This window comes from Pseudaminobacter salicylatoxidans, from assembly GCF_003148475.1.
GTDB classification, from domain to species: domain Bacteria; phylum Pseudomonadota; class Alphaproteobacteria; order Rhizobiales; family Rhizobiaceae; genus Pseudaminobacter; species Pseudaminobacter salicylatoxidans.
In genome coordinates, this window is sequence record NZ_QGGG01000014.1 from 61,627 (window position 1) to 81,183 (window position 19,557).

19 protein-coding genes are annotated in these 19,557 nt (G+C 60.0%); 7 read left to right on the forward strand and 12 right to left on the reverse strand.

Features of this window, described 5'->3' with window-relative positions; all coding sequences use genetic code 11:
• Positions 1-175 precede the first annotated feature (175 nt).
• Positions 176-1,642, forward strand: coding sequence for a helicase HerA-like domain-containing protein (locus C7441_RS18155; protein ID WP_109614089.1), 1,467 nt, complete (start codon positions 176-178; stop codon positions 1,640-1,642).
• 5 nt (positions 1,643-1,647) lie between these two features.
• Here the strand turns inward: C7441_RS18155 and C7441_RS18160 are convergent, their stop codons facing one another.
• From C7441_RS18160 to C7441_RS18170, 3 genes are all read right to left on the reverse strand, one after another.
• On the reverse strand, positions 1,648-2,490 hold the full coding sequence (locus C7441_RS18160; RefSeq protein ID WP_146201517.1) for a S1 family peptidase: 843 nt from the start codon (positions 2,488-2,490) through the stop codon (positions 1,648-1,650).
• A gap of 95 nt (positions 2,491-2,585) precedes the next feature.
• Entirely contained in the window at positions 2,586-3,038 is a 453-nt protein-coding gene (locus C7441_RS18165; protein ID WP_109614091.1) for a hypothetical protein, read from the reverse strand.
• Positions 3,035-3,427, reverse strand: coding sequence for a hypothetical protein (locus C7441_RS18170; protein WP_109614092.1), 393 nt, complete (start codon positions 3,425-3,427; stop codon positions 3,035-3,037). The genes C7441_RS18165 and C7441_RS18170 overlap by 4 nt, the downstream gene beginning before the upstream one ends.
• Before the next feature lie 87 nt (positions 3,428-3,514).
• Between C7441_RS18170 and C7441_RS18175 the strand changes: the two genes are divergently transcribed.
• Positions 3,515-5,698, forward strand: a complete 2,184-nt coding sequence (locus C7441_RS18175; RefSeq protein ID WP_109614093.1) for a hypothetical protein — start codon at positions 3,515-3,517, stop codon at positions 5,696-5,698.
• A gap of 48 nt (positions 5,699-5,746) precedes the next feature.
• Here C7441_RS18175 and C7441_RS18180 read toward each other — a convergent pair whose 3' ends face one another.
• The 7 genes from C7441_RS18180 to C7441_RS18205 form a co-directional block, all read right to left on the reverse strand.
• Positions 5,747-6,037, reverse strand: coding sequence for a hypothetical protein (locus C7441_RS18180; RefSeq protein ID WP_109614094.1), 291 nt, complete (start codon positions 6,035-6,037; stop codon positions 5,747-5,749).
• 82 nt (positions 6,038-6,119) lie between these two features.
• Positions 6,120-6,431 carry a hypothetical protein gene (locus C7441_RS24300; protein ID WP_210205675.1) on the reverse strand — a complete coding sequence of 104 codons (312 nt, stop codon included), beginning with the start codon at positions 6,429-6,431 and terminating at the stop codon, positions 6,120-6,122.
• 77 nt (positions 6,432-6,508) lie between these two features.
• On the reverse strand, positions 6,509-7,711 hold the full coding sequence (locus C7441_RS18190) for a hypothetical protein (RefSeq protein WP_146201519.1): 1,203 nt from the start codon (positions 7,709-7,711) through the stop codon (positions 6,509-6,511).
• A 68-nt stretch (positions 7,712-7,779) separates the two neighbouring features.
• Entirely contained in the window at positions 7,780-8,103 is a 324-nt protein-coding gene (locus C7441_RS18200; RefSeq protein WP_146201520.1) for a hypothetical protein, read from the reverse strand.
• 132 nt (positions 8,104-8,235) lie between these two features.
• On the reverse strand, positions 8,236-8,538 hold the full coding sequence (locus C7441_RS23845) for a DUF6074 family protein (protein WP_146201521.1): 303 nt from the start codon (positions 8,536-8,538) through the stop codon (positions 8,236-8,238).
• Positions 8,539-8,540: 2 nt separating this feature from the next.
• Complete coding sequence (locus C7441_RS23850) at positions 8,541-9,581, reverse strand: hypothetical protein (protein ID WP_146201522.1); 1,041 nt, start codon at positions 9,579-9,581, stop codon at positions 8,541-8,543.
• Between the two features lie 160 nt (positions 9,582-9,741).
• On the reverse strand, positions 9,742-9,933 hold the full coding sequence (locus C7441_RS18205) for a helix-turn-helix domain-containing protein (protein WP_109614098.1): 192 nt from the start codon (positions 9,931-9,933) through the stop codon (positions 9,742-9,744).
• 300 nt (positions 9,934-10,233) lie between these two features.
• On the opposite strand from C7441_RS18205, the gene C7441_RS18210 reads away from it, so the two are divergent.
• From C7441_RS18210 to C7441_RS18225, 3 genes are all read left to right on the forward strand, one after another.
• Complete coding sequence (locus C7441_RS18210; protein WP_210205676.1) at positions 10,234-10,701, forward strand: hypothetical protein; 468 nt, start codon at positions 10,234-10,236, stop codon at positions 10,699-10,701.
• Positions 10,701-11,936 carry a tyrosine-type recombinase/integrase gene (locus C7441_RS18215; protein ID WP_109614100.1) on the forward strand — a complete coding sequence of 412 codons (1,236 nt, stop codon included), beginning with the start codon at positions 10,701-10,703 and terminating at the stop codon, positions 11,934-11,936. Before C7441_RS18210 ends, C7441_RS18215 begins: the two co-directional genes overlap by 1 nt.
• A gap of 473 nt (positions 11,937-12,409) precedes the next feature.
• On the forward strand, positions 12,410-13,111 hold the full coding sequence (locus C7441_RS18225) for a hypothetical protein (protein WP_146201524.1): 702 nt from the start codon (positions 12,410-12,412) through the stop codon (positions 13,109-13,111).
• Between the two features lie 656 nt (positions 13,112-13,767).
• On the opposite strand, the gene C7441_RS18235 is transcribed toward C7441_RS18225, so the two are convergent.
• Complete coding sequence (locus tag C7441_RS18235) at positions 13,768-14,007, reverse strand: DUF768 domain-containing protein (protein WP_019173043.1); 240 nt, start codon at positions 14,005-14,007, stop codon at positions 13,768-13,770.
• 513 nt (positions 14,008-14,520) lie between these two features.
• On the opposite strand from C7441_RS18235, the gene C7441_RS18240 reads away from it, so the two are divergent.
• Positions 14,521-14,886, forward strand: a complete 366-nt coding sequence (locus tag C7441_RS18240; protein WP_019173041.1) for a hypothetical protein — start codon at positions 14,521-14,523, stop codon at positions 14,884-14,886.
• 615 nt (positions 14,887-15,501) lie between these two features.
• Here the strand turns inward: C7441_RS18240 and C7441_RS18245 are convergent.
• Entirely contained in the window at positions 15,502-17,460 is a 1,959-nt protein-coding gene (locus tag C7441_RS18245; RefSeq protein WP_109614103.1) for an acetoacetate--CoA ligase, read from the reverse strand.
• Positions 17,461-17,700: 240 nt separating this feature from the next.
• Here C7441_RS18245 and C7441_RS18250 point away from each other — a divergent pair, with 240 nt between their 5' ends.
• Positions 17,701-19,542 carry an AsmA family protein gene (locus tag C7441_RS18250; protein WP_170125180.1) on the forward strand — a complete coding sequence of 614 codons (1,842 nt, stop codon included), beginning with the start codon at positions 17,701-17,703 and terminating at the stop codon, positions 19,540-19,542.
• Positions 19,543-19,557 lie beyond the last annotated feature (15 nt).

The following is a 19,557-nucleotide window of genomic DNA, read 5'->3' on the forward strand; positions in this document are numbered from 1 at the left end:
TCGCAACCCAGACCAAGAGCATTTCTCCGCTTCTGTCGAGGTGCGCCAGGGAGGCGCGAGAAAGGCGCGAGGAAATGAATAAATACATGATATTGTTTATGTTTTTCGTTCTTTTGCTTGCAAAAATGCCGGTTTCGTGGGACTATTCCCACGTATAACTGCACCGGGGAAAGTCATGGAAACGATTGATATCGGCATCACCGCCAACGGCGCGCCCGTTTCTCTGCCGATCGGTTTGGCAAACCGTCACGGCCTCATTCTCGGAGCGACCGGCACCGGGAAAACCTCGTCTTTGCAGCGCCTGGCCGAGCAGTTCTCGGCCGCCGGCGTGCCGGTGTTTGCCGCCGACGTGAAGGGCGATCTTTCCGGAATTGCCGCGATGGGCGATGCCAGCGGCGCGCCCGCCGCGCGGGCGCACGCGCTTGGCCGGAGTTTCGTCCCGGCACGCTATCCGGTGGCGTTCTGGGATATCTTCGGCCAGCACGGCCTCCCGATCCGTACCAGCGTGCAGGCGATGGGTGCGCAGATCCTTTCCCGCATGCTTGGGCTGAACACCACGCAGGAAGGTGCGATGGCGATCGCCTTTCGTAAATCAGAGGACGAGCATGATTATATGCTCACCCTCAACGATCTGCGCTGGACGCTGAATGACATGCTGGAGGAGCGCGAGGAGACCTGCGCGCGCTATGGCAATGTCACGGCGTCATCAATCTCGGCGATCCAGCGCAATATCCTCGCGCTCGAGGCGCAGGGAGGTGACCGCCTGTTCGGGGAGCCGCCATTCGATATCCTCGACATGATGCGCACCGACGATGCCGGCCGCGGCGTGGTGAATCTGCTGCATGCCGACAAGCTGATGGAGGCACCGAAGCTATATGCGACCTTCCTGCTGTGGCTGCTGACCGAGCTTTTCCGTAAGCTGCCGGAGGCGGGCGATCTGCCTAAGCCGAAGTTGGTGTTCTTTTTCGATGAAGCCCATCTTCTGTTCAATGATGCGCCGAAGCCGCTGGTGCAGCAGATCGAGCGCCTGGTGCGGCTGGTACGCTCCAAAGGCGTCGGCGTGTTCTTCGTCACCCAGACACCGGCCGATGTTCCTGATGCCGTCCTGGCCCAGCTCGGCAGCCGGGTTCAGCATGCGCTCCGCGCCTATACACCGGCGGCGCAGCGCTCGATCCGGGCGGCCGCCGATGCGCTCCGGCCGAATCCCGGCGTTGATGTCCGCACCGAGATCACCGCCATGGGCATCGGTGAGGCGCTGGTATCGGTGATTGAAAGCGACGGCGTCCCGTCGAAAGTGGAGAAGGTGAAGATCATTCCGCCGGCGGCGCAGGTCGGGCCGATCTCGGATATGGAACGCTCGACGCTGATCGAGGGATCACCGCTTTATCGTAAATACCGGGCGGATCTCGAAGAGGAGATGGCCGCCTACAAATTCCGCCGGCGAATGAAGGAAGAACGGGGAATCGACCCCGGCCCGGATACAGGGCCGGTTCACTACGAGCCCGGGATATACCTGAAATATGTGCCCACGATCGACATCGGCGCCGATCCGGTGAAGAGGAAGCTATTCGTCCCGCTGCTGCGGATATTCTTCTGGGGCAGCGTGGCGTTCGGCGGCGCGGCACTGGCGGGGTGGCTATGAGGAACTCATTCGACTAGTGACGCCGTTCCTTGCTCAACATGCTCCTGAACGAGAGCGTCAAACGCGAGGAGATGGGTGGATTTAATCACCGTCCCTAGGTGCATCATTGCCGCGACCGAAACGGCGGGCTGCCGAGCTAACACGATTTCCCCTCGCTGGTTAATTGTCGGGCCGGCATACAAAATGCCCATCAGCAACAGGCGAATGTTGCCCAATGCGTAGCCACCAGTAGCGCGATCAAAATTCGCTCCCGTGCTGTAGAGAAAAACGGGCGAACCTGAAGAGCCAGGGAAGCAGGCGAGGTCCACCATAAACTCGTCACGACCCTGGTAGTTTTTGGCTGGATGAGTAGCCGTAATGCCCCTTCGGATGATAGGCAGGTTGTTCGCCTCGTCGAACAGTCCGTTGGGGCAACCTACCATCGTGACTTCTTCAATGGCGTCGAATTCAGCCCAAGCCTCCACGGATGGAATGATATCTCGGGACAGCGTGATATAGAAAGGAAGCTCCTTCGCGCCGGCAGTTTGCCGATGAAGGTCCGTTATCGAAATCACCGCAAGATCGATTGTTGGATCGGGATGACCGATGGGATTGCCTTGGAACTCCAATTGCCACGTATGAAAAGTGCGCGAGGGCTCGCCGTTTTCGTCGCGAATGGGTAGCGTTACGTCAATTCGATCACAACCTTCAAAGACGTGCCGATTGGTAACAAGCAGTGCAGATGAGCGCCCGTTTTCCAAATTCACGATATAGAAGAATCCGGTCCCAACGGATCGCCGCATGCCTCTATGGTAGGTGGTAATCCGAGTGGCGGAATAGAGCATCTTTTCAGCGGGAGTGAGCGGCATCGTGGCAATCCTCTCCAAAGGGCTGCCTAATCTGGCATCGAAGCTTTGATTCGATCAAGGCAACGGGATAACTGCCGGTGTCGTTGCTTGGGAACTTACCACACCTCAACGCCGGTCTCATTCAGCTTCTCTGCGATGCGCGCCGCTGCGTTATCGCGCCGCCGGCGGAAAGTCGAATAGGCCCAGCCACGGCGCTGACATTCCGCCTCGGTGTGCCGGCCCTTGATCTCCCAGAAGCACCAGGCCACCAGCGTGCGCAGCAAACCGGGCTGATCACGCAGGTACGATCCCCAACTCGGCTGGCCGCCGATGCCGAGCAAAACCTTTTCCATCGACGAGATCTCGCGCGCGGTGCGCTGAACGCGCACCCGCGTCGCCTTCTTCTGTGTGCCTTGGGCATGCTGGCCGACCTCGTCCTCAAACGAAACGCGATATTCGGGCCAGCTGTTCTTGAACCAGTCAGGGCCGACCGGGCCGGTGGTTTCGAAAAGCACCTCGAATGCCCGGATCATCTCTTCCTTGACTGCCCTGGACGTCCAGGTCGTCATTCATCGAATTCCCCATCGGTTACCGCTTCGTACATGTCATCCGCAATCGCGCAGACCGCGATACGCCGGAGATATTCCTGCCGCGTTAATCCACGTTTCTCCGCCAACCGCACGAGTTTTGCCCGCTGGCTATAGGTCAGCTGGATGGTAACCGGGTTCCGCCGGTCGCCTCGCAGTTCGCTGAGCGGCAGACCCCATCGCCTCCAGAGACCACGCACAGTCGGAGCACTGGTGCCATCGGCCATGATCTTTTCGATTTCGACCGAGCTATAGCCTTGACCGGTGAGGAACCCGACGTAGCCGCTTTTGGCGTTCGTCCAGCGCTCGACGAGACGACCACGAAACCGCTCGGTGTGGTGTCGTTTTTTTTCCGACATTTCGTTGGCCATCGGTGCCTCCTCTTACAAATCGATAAGAATATCTGATAGACTTTCATGATATTCATAATTTGAAGTTTAGGCCAACCGGAGAGACAGATGGCACGCACCTTCATTGGTCAATTGGTCTTGCGCCTTCAGACGCAAGGCTTAACGGAAGCAAAGAAGGTCGAGGGCGCGATGCGCTCGATCGAGGGAGCCGCGAAACGCCTGTCGTTGGCACCTTGGGGGGCCGGCTTCCAGCGCCAACTCGACAAGTTGGGGCTCAACGCCCGGGAGCTAAATGACGTCCGTCGATCATGGGCCAACCTGGAGCGAGACCTGGTGTCGCGCAATTTGGGCGCGGCTCTCAAGAAGTCGGAAATCGGTGCATGGCGCACCGCAACAGTTGGCCATTTCGCTGCCGTGCGCTCCAGTATGCGTGAGACCGAGCGGACAGCCAATCGCATCGGCCAGAGCATCAGGACCGCGCTCCACCCAGCCTACGTCATGCTGGGAGGCTACACCGGCGTGTACATTGCCGGCCGGCTTGGCCGAGAAGGAATTGCCGCGTCGGCAGAGCGGCAGCGCGAGTATTTCCGCCAGCGGATGGGAGATATCCCGGAAGCAGAGCGCGAAGCCATTTTCGCCAGATCCGAACGTCTTAGCCTACGATATCCATCGGTGAACATCACCGATGTCATGGAGATGGCACGCACTGCCCGCAACACCATGGGCACGACAGAACGCGGTCTGGCGATCCTCGAAGAAATGACGCGAGGGCTCGTCGCCCTGCAAACAGCCAAGGGAATCGACGCGGCGCCAGGCGAAATGTCCCGCCTCCTTCGAGGTATCGACAACCTTGGACAGAACGCCAACGGCGAGACCGGTATCCAAGCAGTAAAGGATATCATCAACGGCTTGGTGAAGGCGGCCCAGATCGAAGGCGTTGAGCTGGATTCAGGGGAGCTCTTCGACGTTGCCCGGCGCTCGAAGATCGCCGGCCCGAGTCTCAGCACCGAGTTCATCATGACCACTGCGCCAGCGTTCATGCAGGACATGACATCGCACGGGTTCGGCACCGCGCTTTCGAGCGCCTACAAGGCCTTTGTCGTCGGCGCCAAAGACGTGGCCGGAAAGGTCTACATCGCGGAACAGAAACGTATCGGTATCCGCGCAGGAGAAGGACAGGGGCAGCTTGTCGACGGCGACCTTTTCGGCACCAACCCATACGCCTGGGTGAAGAAATATCTGATCCCCGCGCTCCAGAAGGACGGCGTCGATATCGCCAATGATACCGCTGTTGCAAAGGCCGTTTCCGGCCTTTCCGGTAATACCAACGCCACCGGTCTCCTCACTCGCATGATCACACAGCAGGATCAGGTCGACAGGCTGGTCAGCTTGTACAATCGGGCGATGGGAACGAGCGCTGCGGACGAGGCGAAGGATAATGATCCTTTCGTTGCCTGGAAGGGGTTCACGCAGTCGTTGGAGAATCTTTCGGCCTCGCTTGGCGAGCACGTCATGCCGGTCATCGTGCCCTCATTGAACCGGTTGTCCGGTTCCGTAAGTTCGTTCGCCCAACTCGTCCAGCAGGCAGATCCGCGCGTCATGTCCGGTGCAGCCGCCGTTGGCGGTGCTGCGGCGATCTACGGAACGTGGAAGGTTTCCACGGCAATCTGGGGGCTGGCCACCGCTGGCACCAACCTCAACGCCGCTGCTGCGTCGCTGGAGGCGGCGGCGCTATCGCTGCGTGGTGGAGGCGCAACGCCAGGCAGCGGGACGGCATCAGGGACAGGCACCGGCTTCGTTGCCGGTGCGCTTGCATGGCTTCGTGGTCTTGCCGTTGCGGGCGCGCCCGGTTTCGTGTCCACCACGCTCTCCGACACCCCGGGCAATACCTTTGAAGAACAGGTAGCCAACCAGCGCAAGGCACGCGCAGCGCTTCAACGTGGCCTGGGTATCGGCGACAAACCTGCATTCAGTTGGAGCCGACTGCTGTTCGGCGATGCTGCTGATCCGGATTTCAATCTCCGGGACCACATGCGGATCAACAAAGGAGGCGGTGCACTCGATACCTCCGCCATCAAGGCGCAGGCCGAGCAGGCCGGAACGGAGATCAAAGATGCATTGTCGGTGACGGCCACGCCAAAGGTCGATCCGTCCTCGATCGACAGCGCAATTGAAAAGGCGCAACGGCTGCTATCCGTCCTCCGCGAGGCTGGTTCGGCCGCGGCCTCCGCGAATTCAGGCGTCGACGCGCAATTGCGCCGCGGCTTCGCCGACTATGGGGTCGCGCCTTAGGGCAGGAGATGGGCGCGGCGTAGTCCGCGCCCATTATCATCACAGCTATTATGCCTTTAGGGCCGTCTCGGCGCGCTCCAGCTCGACAGTCACGTGGGCTATCGTTCCCTTGACCACGCGGATTACTCTTTCCAACGAACCCACCAACTGCGCCTGCGTGCTCTCGGCAGACATTTCAGCGGCTGCACTTTCGGCCAGATCGAGAATGGCCAGAACGTCGCAAAGTCGCCCACTGGCGCCATGAATCAGCGTGGCGGCATCATAATCCACATTGCTGAAAAGCTCCGAATGAACAGCAGGCATGCCTCGGGCGGCATGCCGAGCAGCGTGACTCGACATTGACTTCTCCTCGTCGGTATTAACGATAAATATACATGTTTTTTGCAACTTCGCGCAAACTAAGTCAACATGTTTTTTGCAACTAAGACGGAGAAGGCAGATGATAACCCCGGCACAATGTCGAGCGGCTCGAGCACTCGTAGAAATCTCCCGTGAAGATCTCGCCACACTTTCGACTGTCGCCCATCGAACGATAGTGGACTTCGAACGGGGTGCGCGCGATCCTAGAAGCAGCACAAAAGAGGCCCTTCGGAAGGCGTTGGAAGGTGCCGGCGTGATATTCCTCGACGATGGGCAGCAGGTAGCGGGCGGGCCAGGTGTGCGACTGCCTGCCTCCGGCGAGGCCATAGACGGTGGCGACGCCGAAGAAGCCGAGGCTCTTCGTCGCGAACAAAGCGTCATGGCCCGTGTTCGCGAGCGAGCGAAATGAGTGGGGGGAAAGCGGCGCGGCCTGGGCCGCGCCGCGTCCGGTTAACCGCCTCTTCTGGAGGAGGCAATGACGCCACCGGAGCCTGACGCATGCATGAGGTCTACCGCCTCTTCCGTGGTCCCAATGACCGGAATTCCGAGTGGATTTCCGAGATCGGCGTAATCATCGAGGGTGCCGAAAGGATCGACTATCTCGGAGACGCCTCGCTCTCGATCACGCTCGCGGGCCTTCCTCTCCGCCGAATATGCCTCCTGGCCTTCGGGCGAATCGAACGCCACGGCGTAGCCGGCAGCTATCGCGGCATGAGCAATGGCATTTGGTAGGTGGTACGACCACTTGTCGCAAAAGCTTCTCCTCCCTTTCTCACCAATGTAACGGAATTTTCTGGTGACCATCACCTGAGTTTCAGACAAATTTGGTGAGGCCTCTTCGCGCTTGGGGCACTCGATGATGCTCAGGTCGGCGGCGATCTCGCCGCTCCGGATCCATTCCGCGCGCTCTCTCCACCCCTTGGTGAAAACTTTGACAGCCTCCTCAGCCGGCAGTCCAGTTGGAACTCCGTCAACAAAAGTCGACCTAGGGTGGCGGCCATTTAAGTTCATGCGATGCAAGACAATCTCGCGGATGTTGGGGGTTCGAATAGCGGCCACGGCGGAGCCGACAACATGCGGTTGTCGGTCAAATAACTCAGGCATCTGTTCAAACAGTATTTCCCCGAGCAGCGCGCTGGCTAGTTCCTCTGCCGAGCCGTAAGTGCCCCCGCTTCGACCGTACGGACGAGAATCGCGATCAGCCTCATGTGTTGCCAAGTTTTGCGGAATGACAGCCCTGAGCTTCGTAATGGCTTCGGCCACCGCCCCCACTGCGCTGCCGAGTTCTTTGGAAACTTGCTCTACCGCATCGGCAGCTCGCTCCAAGGTTCCCGCAACGTCCTCACGTTGAGCGCGCTCCTGCTCAGCCTTCAGATCCCCTCGAAGATCAGAAAGCTGCGATTCGCACTCAGCAATGCTCTCTATGATCACGCAATGATGCTCACGCGCCATTGCAACCGCATGCCGCAGTTCGGCGGGCGGATCTTCAGAAGGAAACTGCCGCACAAAGCCACGCAATTCCGCTCCTTTTCCCTCCAAAATTTTTTCAATCACGGCCTGCTTTTTTACAAGTTCGCCGAGCGTGGCCTCGCGTTCGCGAATTTGCTTCTCGATTTTGACCAGCGTACCGGCCGTCCGGAATGGGTTTTTCATTTTAGTCCTCGCTAACTGATTTGAGGTGGCACCTCGGCCCGGTGCCGGTGCCCCTGGTTCCACGCTGCTCAATTGTCCGCCTGGTTACCTCCAATGCGCCGGTTTGCGCTGGCGACTGCGCGGCCCCAGCCGGCTGACGCCGATGGCTTGTCCAGCGGATCCGGCGTGCCTAGACCGAGGGCGCCTGCGGCCGGATAGGTGCGAGGCGCTAGGGGCGGTTCGGCGTTCGCGGTTGCCGCTGCCACATCGGCTTCGGCAGCGCGCATGATCGCGACGGCTTGTTCGGGGGCGACGTCAGATTCGTAGCTCAGCGCTGCCGCCAAGCGAGGCAGCCGCCGGGCTGCCTCGGTGCGCATGATCGCGCCAATTCGCTCTCGTTCATTCGTGCTCATTTTTTGCTCCTGTTCGTTGACTCTCGCAACATTTGAAGGTTTCGGGCCGGTCGCGTATGTTCGCCGGGTCATGCATGACCCTCAGGCTTTGTGCCTCGCGCCGCCCTCTCGCACAGGGCGGCGCTTCTTTTTTCACACTGCCCCGCCGCGCTGGCTCCTCGACACCCCTTCGATAATCTGACGGCACATTTCTGCCTCGACAGCTGACTTAAAGCTCGCCAGTTCTGCCGTGATGAAGACACGATCACGGATGCCGGCGACTATCAGTTCACATTCGAGCCGCGTGCACTCCAATCGCCATCGTTTCTGTCTCTTGCCGCCTTCGCGATCGAGAAGAATCCGAGCAACATTGGAGATGAAGCGCCGCCGGCGTTGCACTGGAAACCACTCGGCTGGCCTTGGAGGCGCTGGAAGAAAAAGATCGAGTTGGTGCACGGTCACGCTTCCTTTTTCTTGCTGTGACCAAGACCGGCGGCATCTAGCCCGCCGGGCGTCTGAAGGACGTCTCGTTCTGAATGAACACAGTGCACGTTGGTCGATGCCGGAGCCACGCTTGGGGTCGGCGGGCTTACGCCGCCTCCCATGCTGGAGGCTAAATCAGCAAAGCTGGGCTCTGTCGAAGGAGCAAAGGCGACGCTTGTCGCAAATTCGTCGCTTCCTATCCTTGGAACTATAAGTGGCGACGAAGTTGCGACAACACTTGACGTACAGGCGTGCGACGAAATTGCGACAGGCTCAGCCGAGGGGGAAGTTGAAGCTTGTCGCGCGCGCCAACGTTCCCATGTCCGACGGCATTTGAACCCAGCTTCCTCCCACTGTTTGGTCTGAGTAATCGAAGCTGATTGCCGTTTCGCGCCTTGTGCAAGCCTCTTGCGTGCAGCGCGCTCCCGGTCGGCAGCCCGCTTCGCTTCCTTTCTCGCCTTTGCGAACTGCAATGATGTCAGGTCAGCCGGGGACATCGTGATGATGCTAAGGTGCTGGCGTTCCGTCATCTTCAGGTTGACGAGTTTTCCGGCGGGTTGATCGCGAAGATGCTTTCGACGAGGATGCATCTTCGCCATGAGTTTTTCGACCAGATCCTCTCGATCCTCGATCCATGAGGCTACGCGCGCCAACCACTTCAACATGAATGACCGGCGATCGGCCTCATCGTTGAAGTGTGCGTGCGCAACATGCGCCATACAGAAGATGTATCCGTTACAGAGGTCATCGGTTTCAGGAATCTCCCCGCCGTAACGGAACTCGATAAGCCGATTGATTTCTGCCATACGCCTCTCGGCGCGGGCAAATGGGCGCTGGTCCTTACGACCCAGCGTATGACCTAGGCTCAGCCGTTCAAACCTGGTCAGAGAGCCGAAATCTCGATGTTTGAGATCTTCGCGATACTCCCGCCGTTGCTCCTCAGTCGTGTGGGCCTTAACCATGGCCGCCGTATCCGCTGCCAGTGGTGAGCGATATTGCCTTGCAGGGGCGCTCATCCCGCCCTCGCCAATCGCAGCCCATATTCGCGGGCGACCTCGCATGCTTCCTTGGCGGTGAGGTGAAAGCGGTTCGCGAGATCCGGGACGATCGCCCGGGCGTGCTGCGCCCGGGGCGTTTCAGCCAGATCGGCCTGACCAGGAGATAGGGGGTCGACGTTCATGCTGCGTCGCCCTTCAGAAAAAAGGCGTGCAGTTCGTCACGGCGAACGACCCATTTCCCTCCGACTTTCTTGGCAGGGATTTCGCCTTTTTCCAGAAGATAGAAGGCGCGCCGACGGTCGCAACCTAGCTCGTCAGCGATGGCACCAGCCCCCCAAATGAGATTGAATGATTTACTCGTGTTCTCCATGGCTCAGCCCCTTTCACCGTTATGAATTTTTCAAAAATAACGTAACAAAGCAGATCTGATTGAACCATCCAAAAATCCGTGTTACCCATCCATATAGCGGATTTATCATAAAGTTCGTAACAAGGTGGCGATGTGATACCTATTCGACTAGACTGGCAGCGGCCGCGCGATGGTGTTGAGATAGTTGAGGGGGACAATGCCGGGGAGCCAAAACACCCGGATATCGACTACCGAAAGTTACGCGCTCGCTCGGAACGAGTGGATTCTGTGGTTTACAGCATCACCAATCTCGAGAACTCGATGGCGATCCGCTTCCTCAATACCTCAGGAGATGACGACCTCGTCACGTTTGTCTCCCGTTTCGGTCTGCCTCAGAAGCTACTAACCCCGCACCAACTGTCGGTAGCATCGCTCTATGCTCTGAAGGAGGATTTGGAGGATATTCTGGCTCTGGGCGCGTTCCCCAACTCGATTGAGAAAGCCCAACATGCAAACGGCGTTCTCAAATTCGTATCGCTGGCACCGTCGTTCGAGCACGCGGGCAGCCAGAGCAAACTTGTCATGCGACCAACGAACCTTGCCGATTTCATGATTATGGAGGCGGTCTTCGCCTATGAAGTCGGTGCAACTCTGGCTCGGTGTTTCCACTGTTCCAAAGCCTATCTCACTGGCCCGTTGACCGGACGGCGTTCCCATTCCGTCTACTGTTCAGATCGCTGCAGAGTAGCAGCTATGCGTGCCCGCAATGCCGCAAAGGGAGCCGATTAATGTCCATCCGCAAACGCACATGGACAACCGGCAAGGGCGAAGAGAAAACCGCCTGGGTCGTCGACTATGTCGACACCAAGAGCAAGCGTCGACTGAAAACCTTCGCGAAGAAGAAGGATGCCGACCAGTTTGCAGCCACAGCCAAAGTTGAGGTACGCGACGGTGTTCACGTCGCAGATAGCGACAGCGCCACAGTAAAGCAGGCGGGCAACTTCTGGATAGCAAGCGCCGAGGCGGCCAGGCTTGAGCGCACGACCGTCGACAGCTATCGATCGCACCTGCATCTTCACATCATCCCTTTCATTGGCGATTTGAAGCTCTCGGCGTTGAACGTGCCGACAGTCCGGTCATTCGAGGACGATTTGCGCGCTGCTGACCGGTCTCCGGCCATGATCAGGAAAGTGATGGTGAGCTTAGGTTCGCTCCTTGCCGATGCGCAGGAACGCGGGCTGACGGTGCGCAATGTGGTAAGGGACATCCGCGGCCGACGCAAGGGAGGCGAACGCCGTCAGGAGAGGCGCCACAAGGGGCGGTTGAAGGTCGGGGAGGATATTCCCACCCGCGACGAGATAAAGGCCATCGTAGGCGCCTCGGAAGGCCGCTGGCGGCCGTTGCTGCTGACGGCCATATTTACCGGGCTGCGGGCCTCAGAGCTTCGCGGATTGCGCTGGAAAGATGTCGATCTAGACAAGCGCGAAATCCATGTGCGCCAGCGCGCCGATCGCTTCAACACCATCGGCAAGCCCAAGTCGTATTCCGGCGAGCGTGTGGTGCCGGCACCTCCGCTGGTCATCAATGCGCTGCGCGAATGGAAGCTGATCTGCCCCAAGAAGAAAACCGGCAAGGTGGACGCAGACGAACACGATATCATGGTGCTCGATCTCGTCTTTCCGAACGGCCTGGGGCACGTCGAGCAATTGAACAACATCGTGCGCCGCGGGCTCCAGCCGACCCAGGTGCGGGCAGGAGTGGCGGTCGAGGCCGAGGAAGTCGACAACGAGGGAAAGTCGGTCATAGAGCCTAAGTACAAGGGCATGCACGCCCTCAGGCACTTCTATGCCTCCTGGTGCATCAATCGGCAGCAAGACGGTGGGTTGGGTCTACCCCCCAAGGTGGTCCAAGAGCGCCTGGGACATTCCTCAATCACCATGACGATGGACGTCTATGGACACCTCTTTCCGCGCGGTGACGACGCCGACGAACTGGCCGCTGCGGAGGCGGCGTTACTTTCTTGACGCAACATGGATGCGACACGGCTTCCAAAAAAGCAATGAATTCAATGGGTGACTTCGGATTGTGGATCCGGAGGTCGCTGGTTCGATCCCAGCCAACGGTACCACCTCCTTTCAAAATGAATTCAACACACCGACGCCTGGCATCCTGCGGTAATTCCGGGGTTATGTCACTGAGGCCAAGTCGATTCTTTTCCTGGGGGTGTTTTGCCCCGATTTCAGGTCGACCAATTGTTGCAGCCTGATCACGGTCAACTCGCCAGCCGCGCCACCGACAACGGCTTCAAGGTCTATCTGAACGTCAGGTACCGAGGGGAACTGACAGGTGACCCATCGCTCGGGCGCTGGAACACGCTGATAACAAGGATCGACTACAGGCCCAATTGATACAATCGGGTATAGAAATTTATTGAGCCGGCCAAGCTTCCGCCACTGTCCGATGTAGCGATTGGCGCACGCTACAGGAGGAGGCAAAGATGCAGCGCAGCACCGGAGGAAGAATACCTTTGCCCATCAGTTCCATAGTCAAGGCTGCAAGTGTTTCACAACAGCCATGGCAATGGTTCTTGCTGGTCCTCGCGGCCAATGTCGCGCTCATCGGCTTGGTGGTTTTTCTGGATCGCGTCCTTGGCATCGACAACTGGAACCTGGTACGAGACCCGAATGCCATCGCCAACCAGCCAGCCTATTTCGGATTCTATTCGAATCTCGGTGTCCTTTTCTGGATAACAGGCGGATCAACTTCCCTTTTTACCGTCCTTTGCCTGCAGCATACCGGAGAGCCGGACCCTCGCATTCGCCCTCTCCTGCTGGGCGGATTGCTTTGCGCAACGGCCGCGCTGGACGACTTTTTCATGTTTCACGAACACAGCTATCTAATCGGCATTCCGGAGGTCGTCGTGATGGCCGGATATGCGCTGCTGATTGTCGCCTTCGCTGCGACGGCGTTTTCCGTCGCGCGCCTCACAAACTGGATCTGCCTTGCCACGTCCCTCGCCTTCCTGGCGCTTTCGACGCTGGTGGATATGGCCGACCTGACAATGCCCGGAAGCGTCCTGTTGGAAGAGGCATTCAAGTTCTTCGGAATTACGTTTCTGGCCGTATATCTCGTGAGCATGTCTTTCTCCGCGATCACCGCCGGCTTCAAAGGCGATCGTCTGGTTCGACCCGGCATATGAGTCTGCAGGTCTTATACGCGGAGCCCCATCGCCGTCACGGCCCGAACATACTCCTGATTTGACTTATCGGACAGCGGCTCGCTTTCAGCTCATCCGCACCTATGTTCCTCGGTTAGGCGCAGATCACCAGTTTAAACTACGAGAGAAATCGCGGTGCAAGTCGGGCGGCTTTGCCCACGCGCCCGATTTCGCTCACCAAGCTTAGGGGCGTTCCCTCGACACGGCACCGCCGTGGTTGTTCAGCCCATGCCGTCGAGCTATTGAGTGCCGATGTCACTTTACGTCAAAGCATGGCTCTTCATGGGTTGGACGATCTTGATCCTCGTCACGATGCCGATGTGGGAGCCAATTCTAAAGCATTTGTTCGGACCGGGCGGAACGCAATTAGGGCTGATAATCTGGGCTGCCCATGGGATAGGAGCCTATTTCCTGTTCGCATGCCCGGAATGTGGCTGCTCCCTCTTCAAGACCGAGGGATCGTTCTTCAACGCTCGCCACCCCTGGCCCAACAAGAAGTGTTCGCGATGCAGGCGCGATCATTCCGCTTGAGACCGGGTGTACTCCTCAAAATCGAAATAGGAGAACGGGGCTCTTCTCCGCGTCACGATCGCCGCCCGCGACACGACGAGCTGCAAAGATTTCCGAAACCGTCGGGATCAAACCGCCTTATCTATCTCGCCCCGTTTGCTCGTAGCCGCAATCACTCTGCGCATGACAACTTCCAGGTTGCCGATTTCCTCTACAATCTCGGCTTCAGGAATGCCGGCCTTCTTGGCATCAGCAAAACAGAACTCCGCGAGCAGTTTGGGAGAGATGTCGCCACCTCTCCCATTGTTCGAAGATGAAAAATGCGCATTGAGCCAAAGGAATACAAATTCAACGCCACGTGTTGTCATGCTGGTTCACCCTGCCAAGCTGGAACCGGAGCGCGTTTTCATTGGCGACACGTAGAAATAATGCCAGCGATTCTACCGCAAGCCGGGGAACCTGTCAGGTCAGGGAAAACGGCGGCCAGAAAGGCGGCAAGCCCATTTCGACGAAGCGAAGCGGGGTGATGACGCGCATAGCGGAGCCCTTACGGGAAACCCCCACTCCTGGCGCGGGTTTCCTCCGACTTGAGCCATGGCCTCCCGATCTGCCAATTTCCTCGGGCTTCCTTCGTATGAGGCAGCATGAGGCCCGGCCGAGCGCCGGTACCCCGTAGTCACGGCCGGGCCTCTCTCGCACATTGAGCGCCAGATGCGGAGCGACCGGCAGGCAGGAAAAAGCGATCCGCGGGCTTTTTGCTTGAGGCGCGGACAAAATCGCTGGCGCCAATTGTCACAAAAAAACCCGGCCAATGGCGGCTTCTGGCCTCATTGTCCCGATCAGGTGGCCACCCAGCGGGGACCAACTGGAAAGGGACACCCATGCGCAAAGCTTTCATGCTGGCAGCGAGCATCACCTTCATCGGCGCCATGGCGGCGAATGCACAAGAGCCTGCAACGCCCTCCCAGGCACCAGCGCAGCCGCCCGCGTCCGCCCCTGCGGCACCGCAGATCCAGCGCTTCGATGTCGTTGATGTCAGCGAGCTGCCTCAGGAGACACAAAAGCAGGTCGAGCAGGTTGTGGCACAGGCCGGAGAAGACAATCTCCAGCAGCTGCGCAGCACCGTTGAAGCCAACCCCGAAGCAAAAGCGGCACTCGACGCCAAGGGCGCGACAGCCGCCCAGGTGGTGGCCACGACGATGAGCACGGACGGAACGCTGACGCTGATCACGAAGAAAAAGAGCTGACAAAGCAATTCGCCTATCCCCGACCATAGCCGGGGATAGGCGTCGGTTCGCAGGCGCTCCGGCTGCTCTCCTGCGTTACGGTAACAGGCGGCCGGCCCAACACAGCCCCTTGCAACGGCCCCCCTCTTCTCGCCCTTGAATCGATCAGCGTGAGGCTGCTTTTTCGTCCCCTGCCCCAAACTGCGGGCGGTATGCGCAAGCATGCAATTGTGTCGGCAAACACCGGAACCATGAGGGTGTGCGCCTGTTGTCACCGAAAGCCCAGAAGGAGGCTGTGACATGCAGGGTCCGAAGAAACCGAATCCCGACAATGCCCCGGAGCCCGGCCGCGAGCCTCGACCCTTTGACGAGCCAGACCCCGACCGTCTGCCGGATGAGGAGCCACTGCCCAACCCGGATGAAGCCGAGGAGCCGCCCATGCGTGTCGGCGGACCGCCGCGTCCCGTTCCCGATCCGACACCGCCCACGCCGCCAGGACCGAATCCCGATCCGGCACCGGAGCCCGGCCCGTTGCCGACACGGGAAAGCGACAGCCTGTGGGCTAAGGATCGAGATAGCCGGGCGTCATGCGACGCGGCTCACTCATGAAACGCGCCGGGCAGTTTTCCGCTTCGCTCAATTCTGCAGCGCCGGAATATCCCTGAACAGGTCGAGCGCCTCGGGGTTGGCCAGCGCTTCCTTGTTCTTGACCTGCCGGCCATGGACGACGTCGCGCACCGCCAGTTCGGTGATCTTGCCCGACTTTGTGCGCGGAATGTCGTTCACCGCCACGATTCGCGCCGGTACGTGGCGCGGGCTGGCACCAGTGCGGATTTTTGTCCGGATCTGCTTCTCAAGCGCCTCGTCGAGTGCGACGCCCTCGGCCAGCCGCACGAACAGCACCACGCGCACATCATCTTGCCAGTCTTGGCCGATGCACAGCGCCTCGACAATCTCGGGCATCTGCTCGACCTGATTGTAGATCTCGGCGGTGCCGATGCGCACGCCGCCGGGGTTGAGCGTGGCGTCCGAGCGGCCATGGATGACGATGCCGCCATGCTCGGTCCATTCGGCAAAGTCGCCATGGCACCAGATATTGTCGAAACGCTCGAAATAGGCGGCGTGGTATTTGGCTCCGTCGGCGTCGTTCCAGAAGCCGATCGGCATGGCCGGGAACGGCCTGGTGCACACCAGTTCGCCCTTTTCGCCACGGACCGGCCGGCCGTCGTCATTCCACACATCCACCGCCATGCCCAGCCCCGCCGCCTGGATCTCGCCGCTCCACACCGGTTCGGTCGGTACGCCGAGCACGAAGCAGGAGACGATGTCGGTGCCGCCCGAGATCGATGCCAGGTGGACGTCTTGCCTGATGCCGTCATAGACGAAGGCAAAGCCTTCCGGCGACAGCGGCGAACCGGTCGAGGAGATGGTGCGCACCGTCGACAGGTCATGGCTGTCGATGGGCCTGAGACCCGCCTTGCGCACCGAATCGATGAACTTCGCCGAAGTGCCGAAATAGGTCATCTTCTCGGCATCGGCGAAATCGAACAGCACATTGCCGTCGGGGTAGAAGGGCGAACCATCGTAAAGCAGCAGCGTGGCGCCGGAAGCGAGGCCGGACACCAGCCAGTTCCACATCATCCAGCCGCAGGTGGTGAAGTAGAAGAAGCGGTCGCCCTCCTCCAGTCCGGCATGCAACCGCTGCTCCTTCACGTGCTGGATAAGCGTGCCGCCGGCCGAATGGACGATGCATTTGGGGATGCCGGTGGTGCCGGAGGAAAACAGGATATAGAGCGGATGCGCGAACGGCAGCCGTTCGAACGTAAGTTTCGTCGGCTCGAAGGGCGCGATGGCATCGTCCAGGGCCGCTCCATTGGCGACGCCCGCCACCACCGCTCGCGCGCTGCCAAGATAGTCCACCACCAGCACCTTGCGCACTGTCGGCAGCTTCTGCGCGACGGCGGCGATCTTGCTGGCCACGTCGATTTCCTTGCCATTGTAGAAGTAGCCGTCGGGCGCGATGAAGACGACCGGCTCGATCTGTCCGAAACGGTCGAGCACGCCCTGTTCGCCGAAATCGGGCGAGCAGGACGACCACACCGCGCCAATCGAGCTTGCCGCCAGCATGGCCGCCACCGCCTCGGGCATATTGGGCATCATCGCGGCGATGCGGTCGCCCTGACGAACGCCGAGCGAGCGGAAAAGCTGCTGCAGGCGCGACACCAAGGCACGCAGTTCATCCCAGGACAGCCGGCGCTCCACCTTGTCCTCGCCCCGGAAGACGATGGCGTCGGCCGCGCCTGTTGTCTTCAGCAGGTTTTCCGCGAAATTCAAGCGGGCATCGGGGAAGAACCGGGCGCCCGGCATGCGCTCGCCGTCGGCAAGCACGCGTTCGCCCTTGTCGCCAACGACGCCACAGAAGTCCCAGACCAGGTTCCAGAAGGCTTCGCGCTCCGTCACCGACCAGGTATGCAGCTCGGCATAGCCGGACAACTGACGCCCCGCCCTCGCCGATGCTTCAGCCATGAATGCAGTGATCGGCGCGGCCGCAATCCGCTCAGCAGATGGAGTCCAAAGCGGTGCGGTGTTCGTCATTTCATGCTCCTCCACGACCCCGAATTTCAGGCAAAGCCCTTATGCATTTTGCGCTGCAACAGGGCAAGATACTGTCTGCGCAACGGCATGGATGTACGCAAATGTCATTACAGACTGTGGGCAAATGTCATCGGCAGGCCACAAAGGCTTGAAATGCCATGCATGTCGGCTACACCGATGTGCGGCGTAACCGGCTGAGCGCAGGCGGTCGACAGTTTCGATCAGCATGAATGAGGCACAATGCCGTCACCTTTGGTCAGGCGCAGCATATGGATAGTAGGCATCGCCGCGCTGGTGGTGGCGCTGATCATCGCGATTGTGCCGTTCCTGGCATCCACGCGCATCGTGCGCGACCGCATTGCCTACGAACTAAGTTCGTGGAGCGGATACCGCGTCACAATCGGTGCCGCCCCTGAAATCGAAGTCTGGCCGACCTTCAAGGCAATCGTCACCAATGTGTCGATGACCCCTTGGAATTCGCTCGATCATCCGCCGATCATCGAAGCTGACCGTATCGAGATCAAGCTGTCGGCTCTCGCAGCCCTACAAGGCGATGTGGTTTTTGCGGGCGCAGAACTGGTGCGCCCGACGCTGCGGCTGGAGCGCAATGCGAATGGCGACTTTCAGCCTCTGCTGGCCGAAGGCGGGCGCATCGCCACCGCCATACGCGACACCCATGAGATGGTCGTTGCCAATATCGGCAGCGAAGAGATCGAGCGCAGCCTTTCCACACGCCAACTCGGCAGCATCAGCGCGCGCGACGGCCGTGTGACCGTTTTTTCCGATGGCGAAGATATCGAGATGGTGAGCGGCCTGACGGGCCGGCTGGAATGGCCCGCGCTGAACAAGGCCGCAAGCCTCAAGCTTACCGCCAACTGGCGCGGAGAAACGGCCGCCCTTGAAGCCTCTTCGCCCAAGCCGCTCATCCTGCTGGCTGGCGGTGAAGCGGGGCTGACGGCGTCCGTGAATTCCGCGCCGACGAATCTCTCCTTCGACGGCAAGGTTAAGGCCACCCGGAATGCCTTCATCGACGGAAAGGCCAAGCTTGCCACACCTTCGCTGAAGCGGATGACGGAGTGGTGGGGAGCGGACATGTCCGCAACCGCCGCCAATGTCGGATCGGTATCGATGTCAGGCCGCCTGATGGGCGACGCCCAGCGCCTGAGGCTCGAAAGCGCGGAGGTGTCGCTCGACAAAAACCCCGGTTCAGGCGCGCTGGAACTGAGCATGGGAGACGTCGTTCCCATCGTTTCAGGCACGCTGGCATTCGACAAGCTCGATCTGCGGCCCGTTTTAGCGGCCTTCACACCGGCCACATCCGAGACTGTGGCTGCCGAGATCGACCCCGCTTTCTCCAGCAGGCTCGGCATCGACCTACGCCTATCGGCCGGGCAGGCCCAGGTGGGACCGATAGCGCTGGCCAATGTCGCCGCGACGGCGCAAATCAAGAACGGGCTTGTCGCCTTCGACATCTCCGACGCATCCGCTTTCGGCGGCAACCTTCAGGCCAGCGTGCGCTTCGACCGCAAACCCGAGGGAACGCAGGCGGAAATGCGCCTGCTGGCCTCCGACATCGAAGGCGGCGCATTCGGCGCGGCCGCCGGCATGACCCGACTGGTACCAATCGGGCGCGGCAATATATCGGTGATCCTCAAGGGACCGGGCCGCGTGTGGGAAACCATTCTCGGCAATGGCGAAGGCTCCGTTTCGGCCGGCTTCGGCCCCGGTGCGCTGTCGGAATTCGATCTGCCAAGCTTCATCAAGCGGCTCGCAGAAGGCGGCTTCTTCTCGCTGGATGAGGTCGCCAAGGGCACCTTCCCGACCGACGGGGCAGAGCTCAAGGGCACGATTTCGCGCGGTGTGCTGCGCATCGAAAAGGCCGAGGCGCGCTCGCCCAAGGGCACATTGTGGCTGACCGGCATCCTGCCCCTGACCAGCCGTGGACTGGCGCTTTCAGGCGGCATCGTGCCGCCCGAGGCGGCGGCCGACCAGGAAGCTTCTCCACCTCACGCGGCCTTCTTCGTCGGCGGCACGTGGAATGCACCTTTCATCTCGCCGATAAAACCGGCGACCGGCGACTGATCGCCGGCAACGATC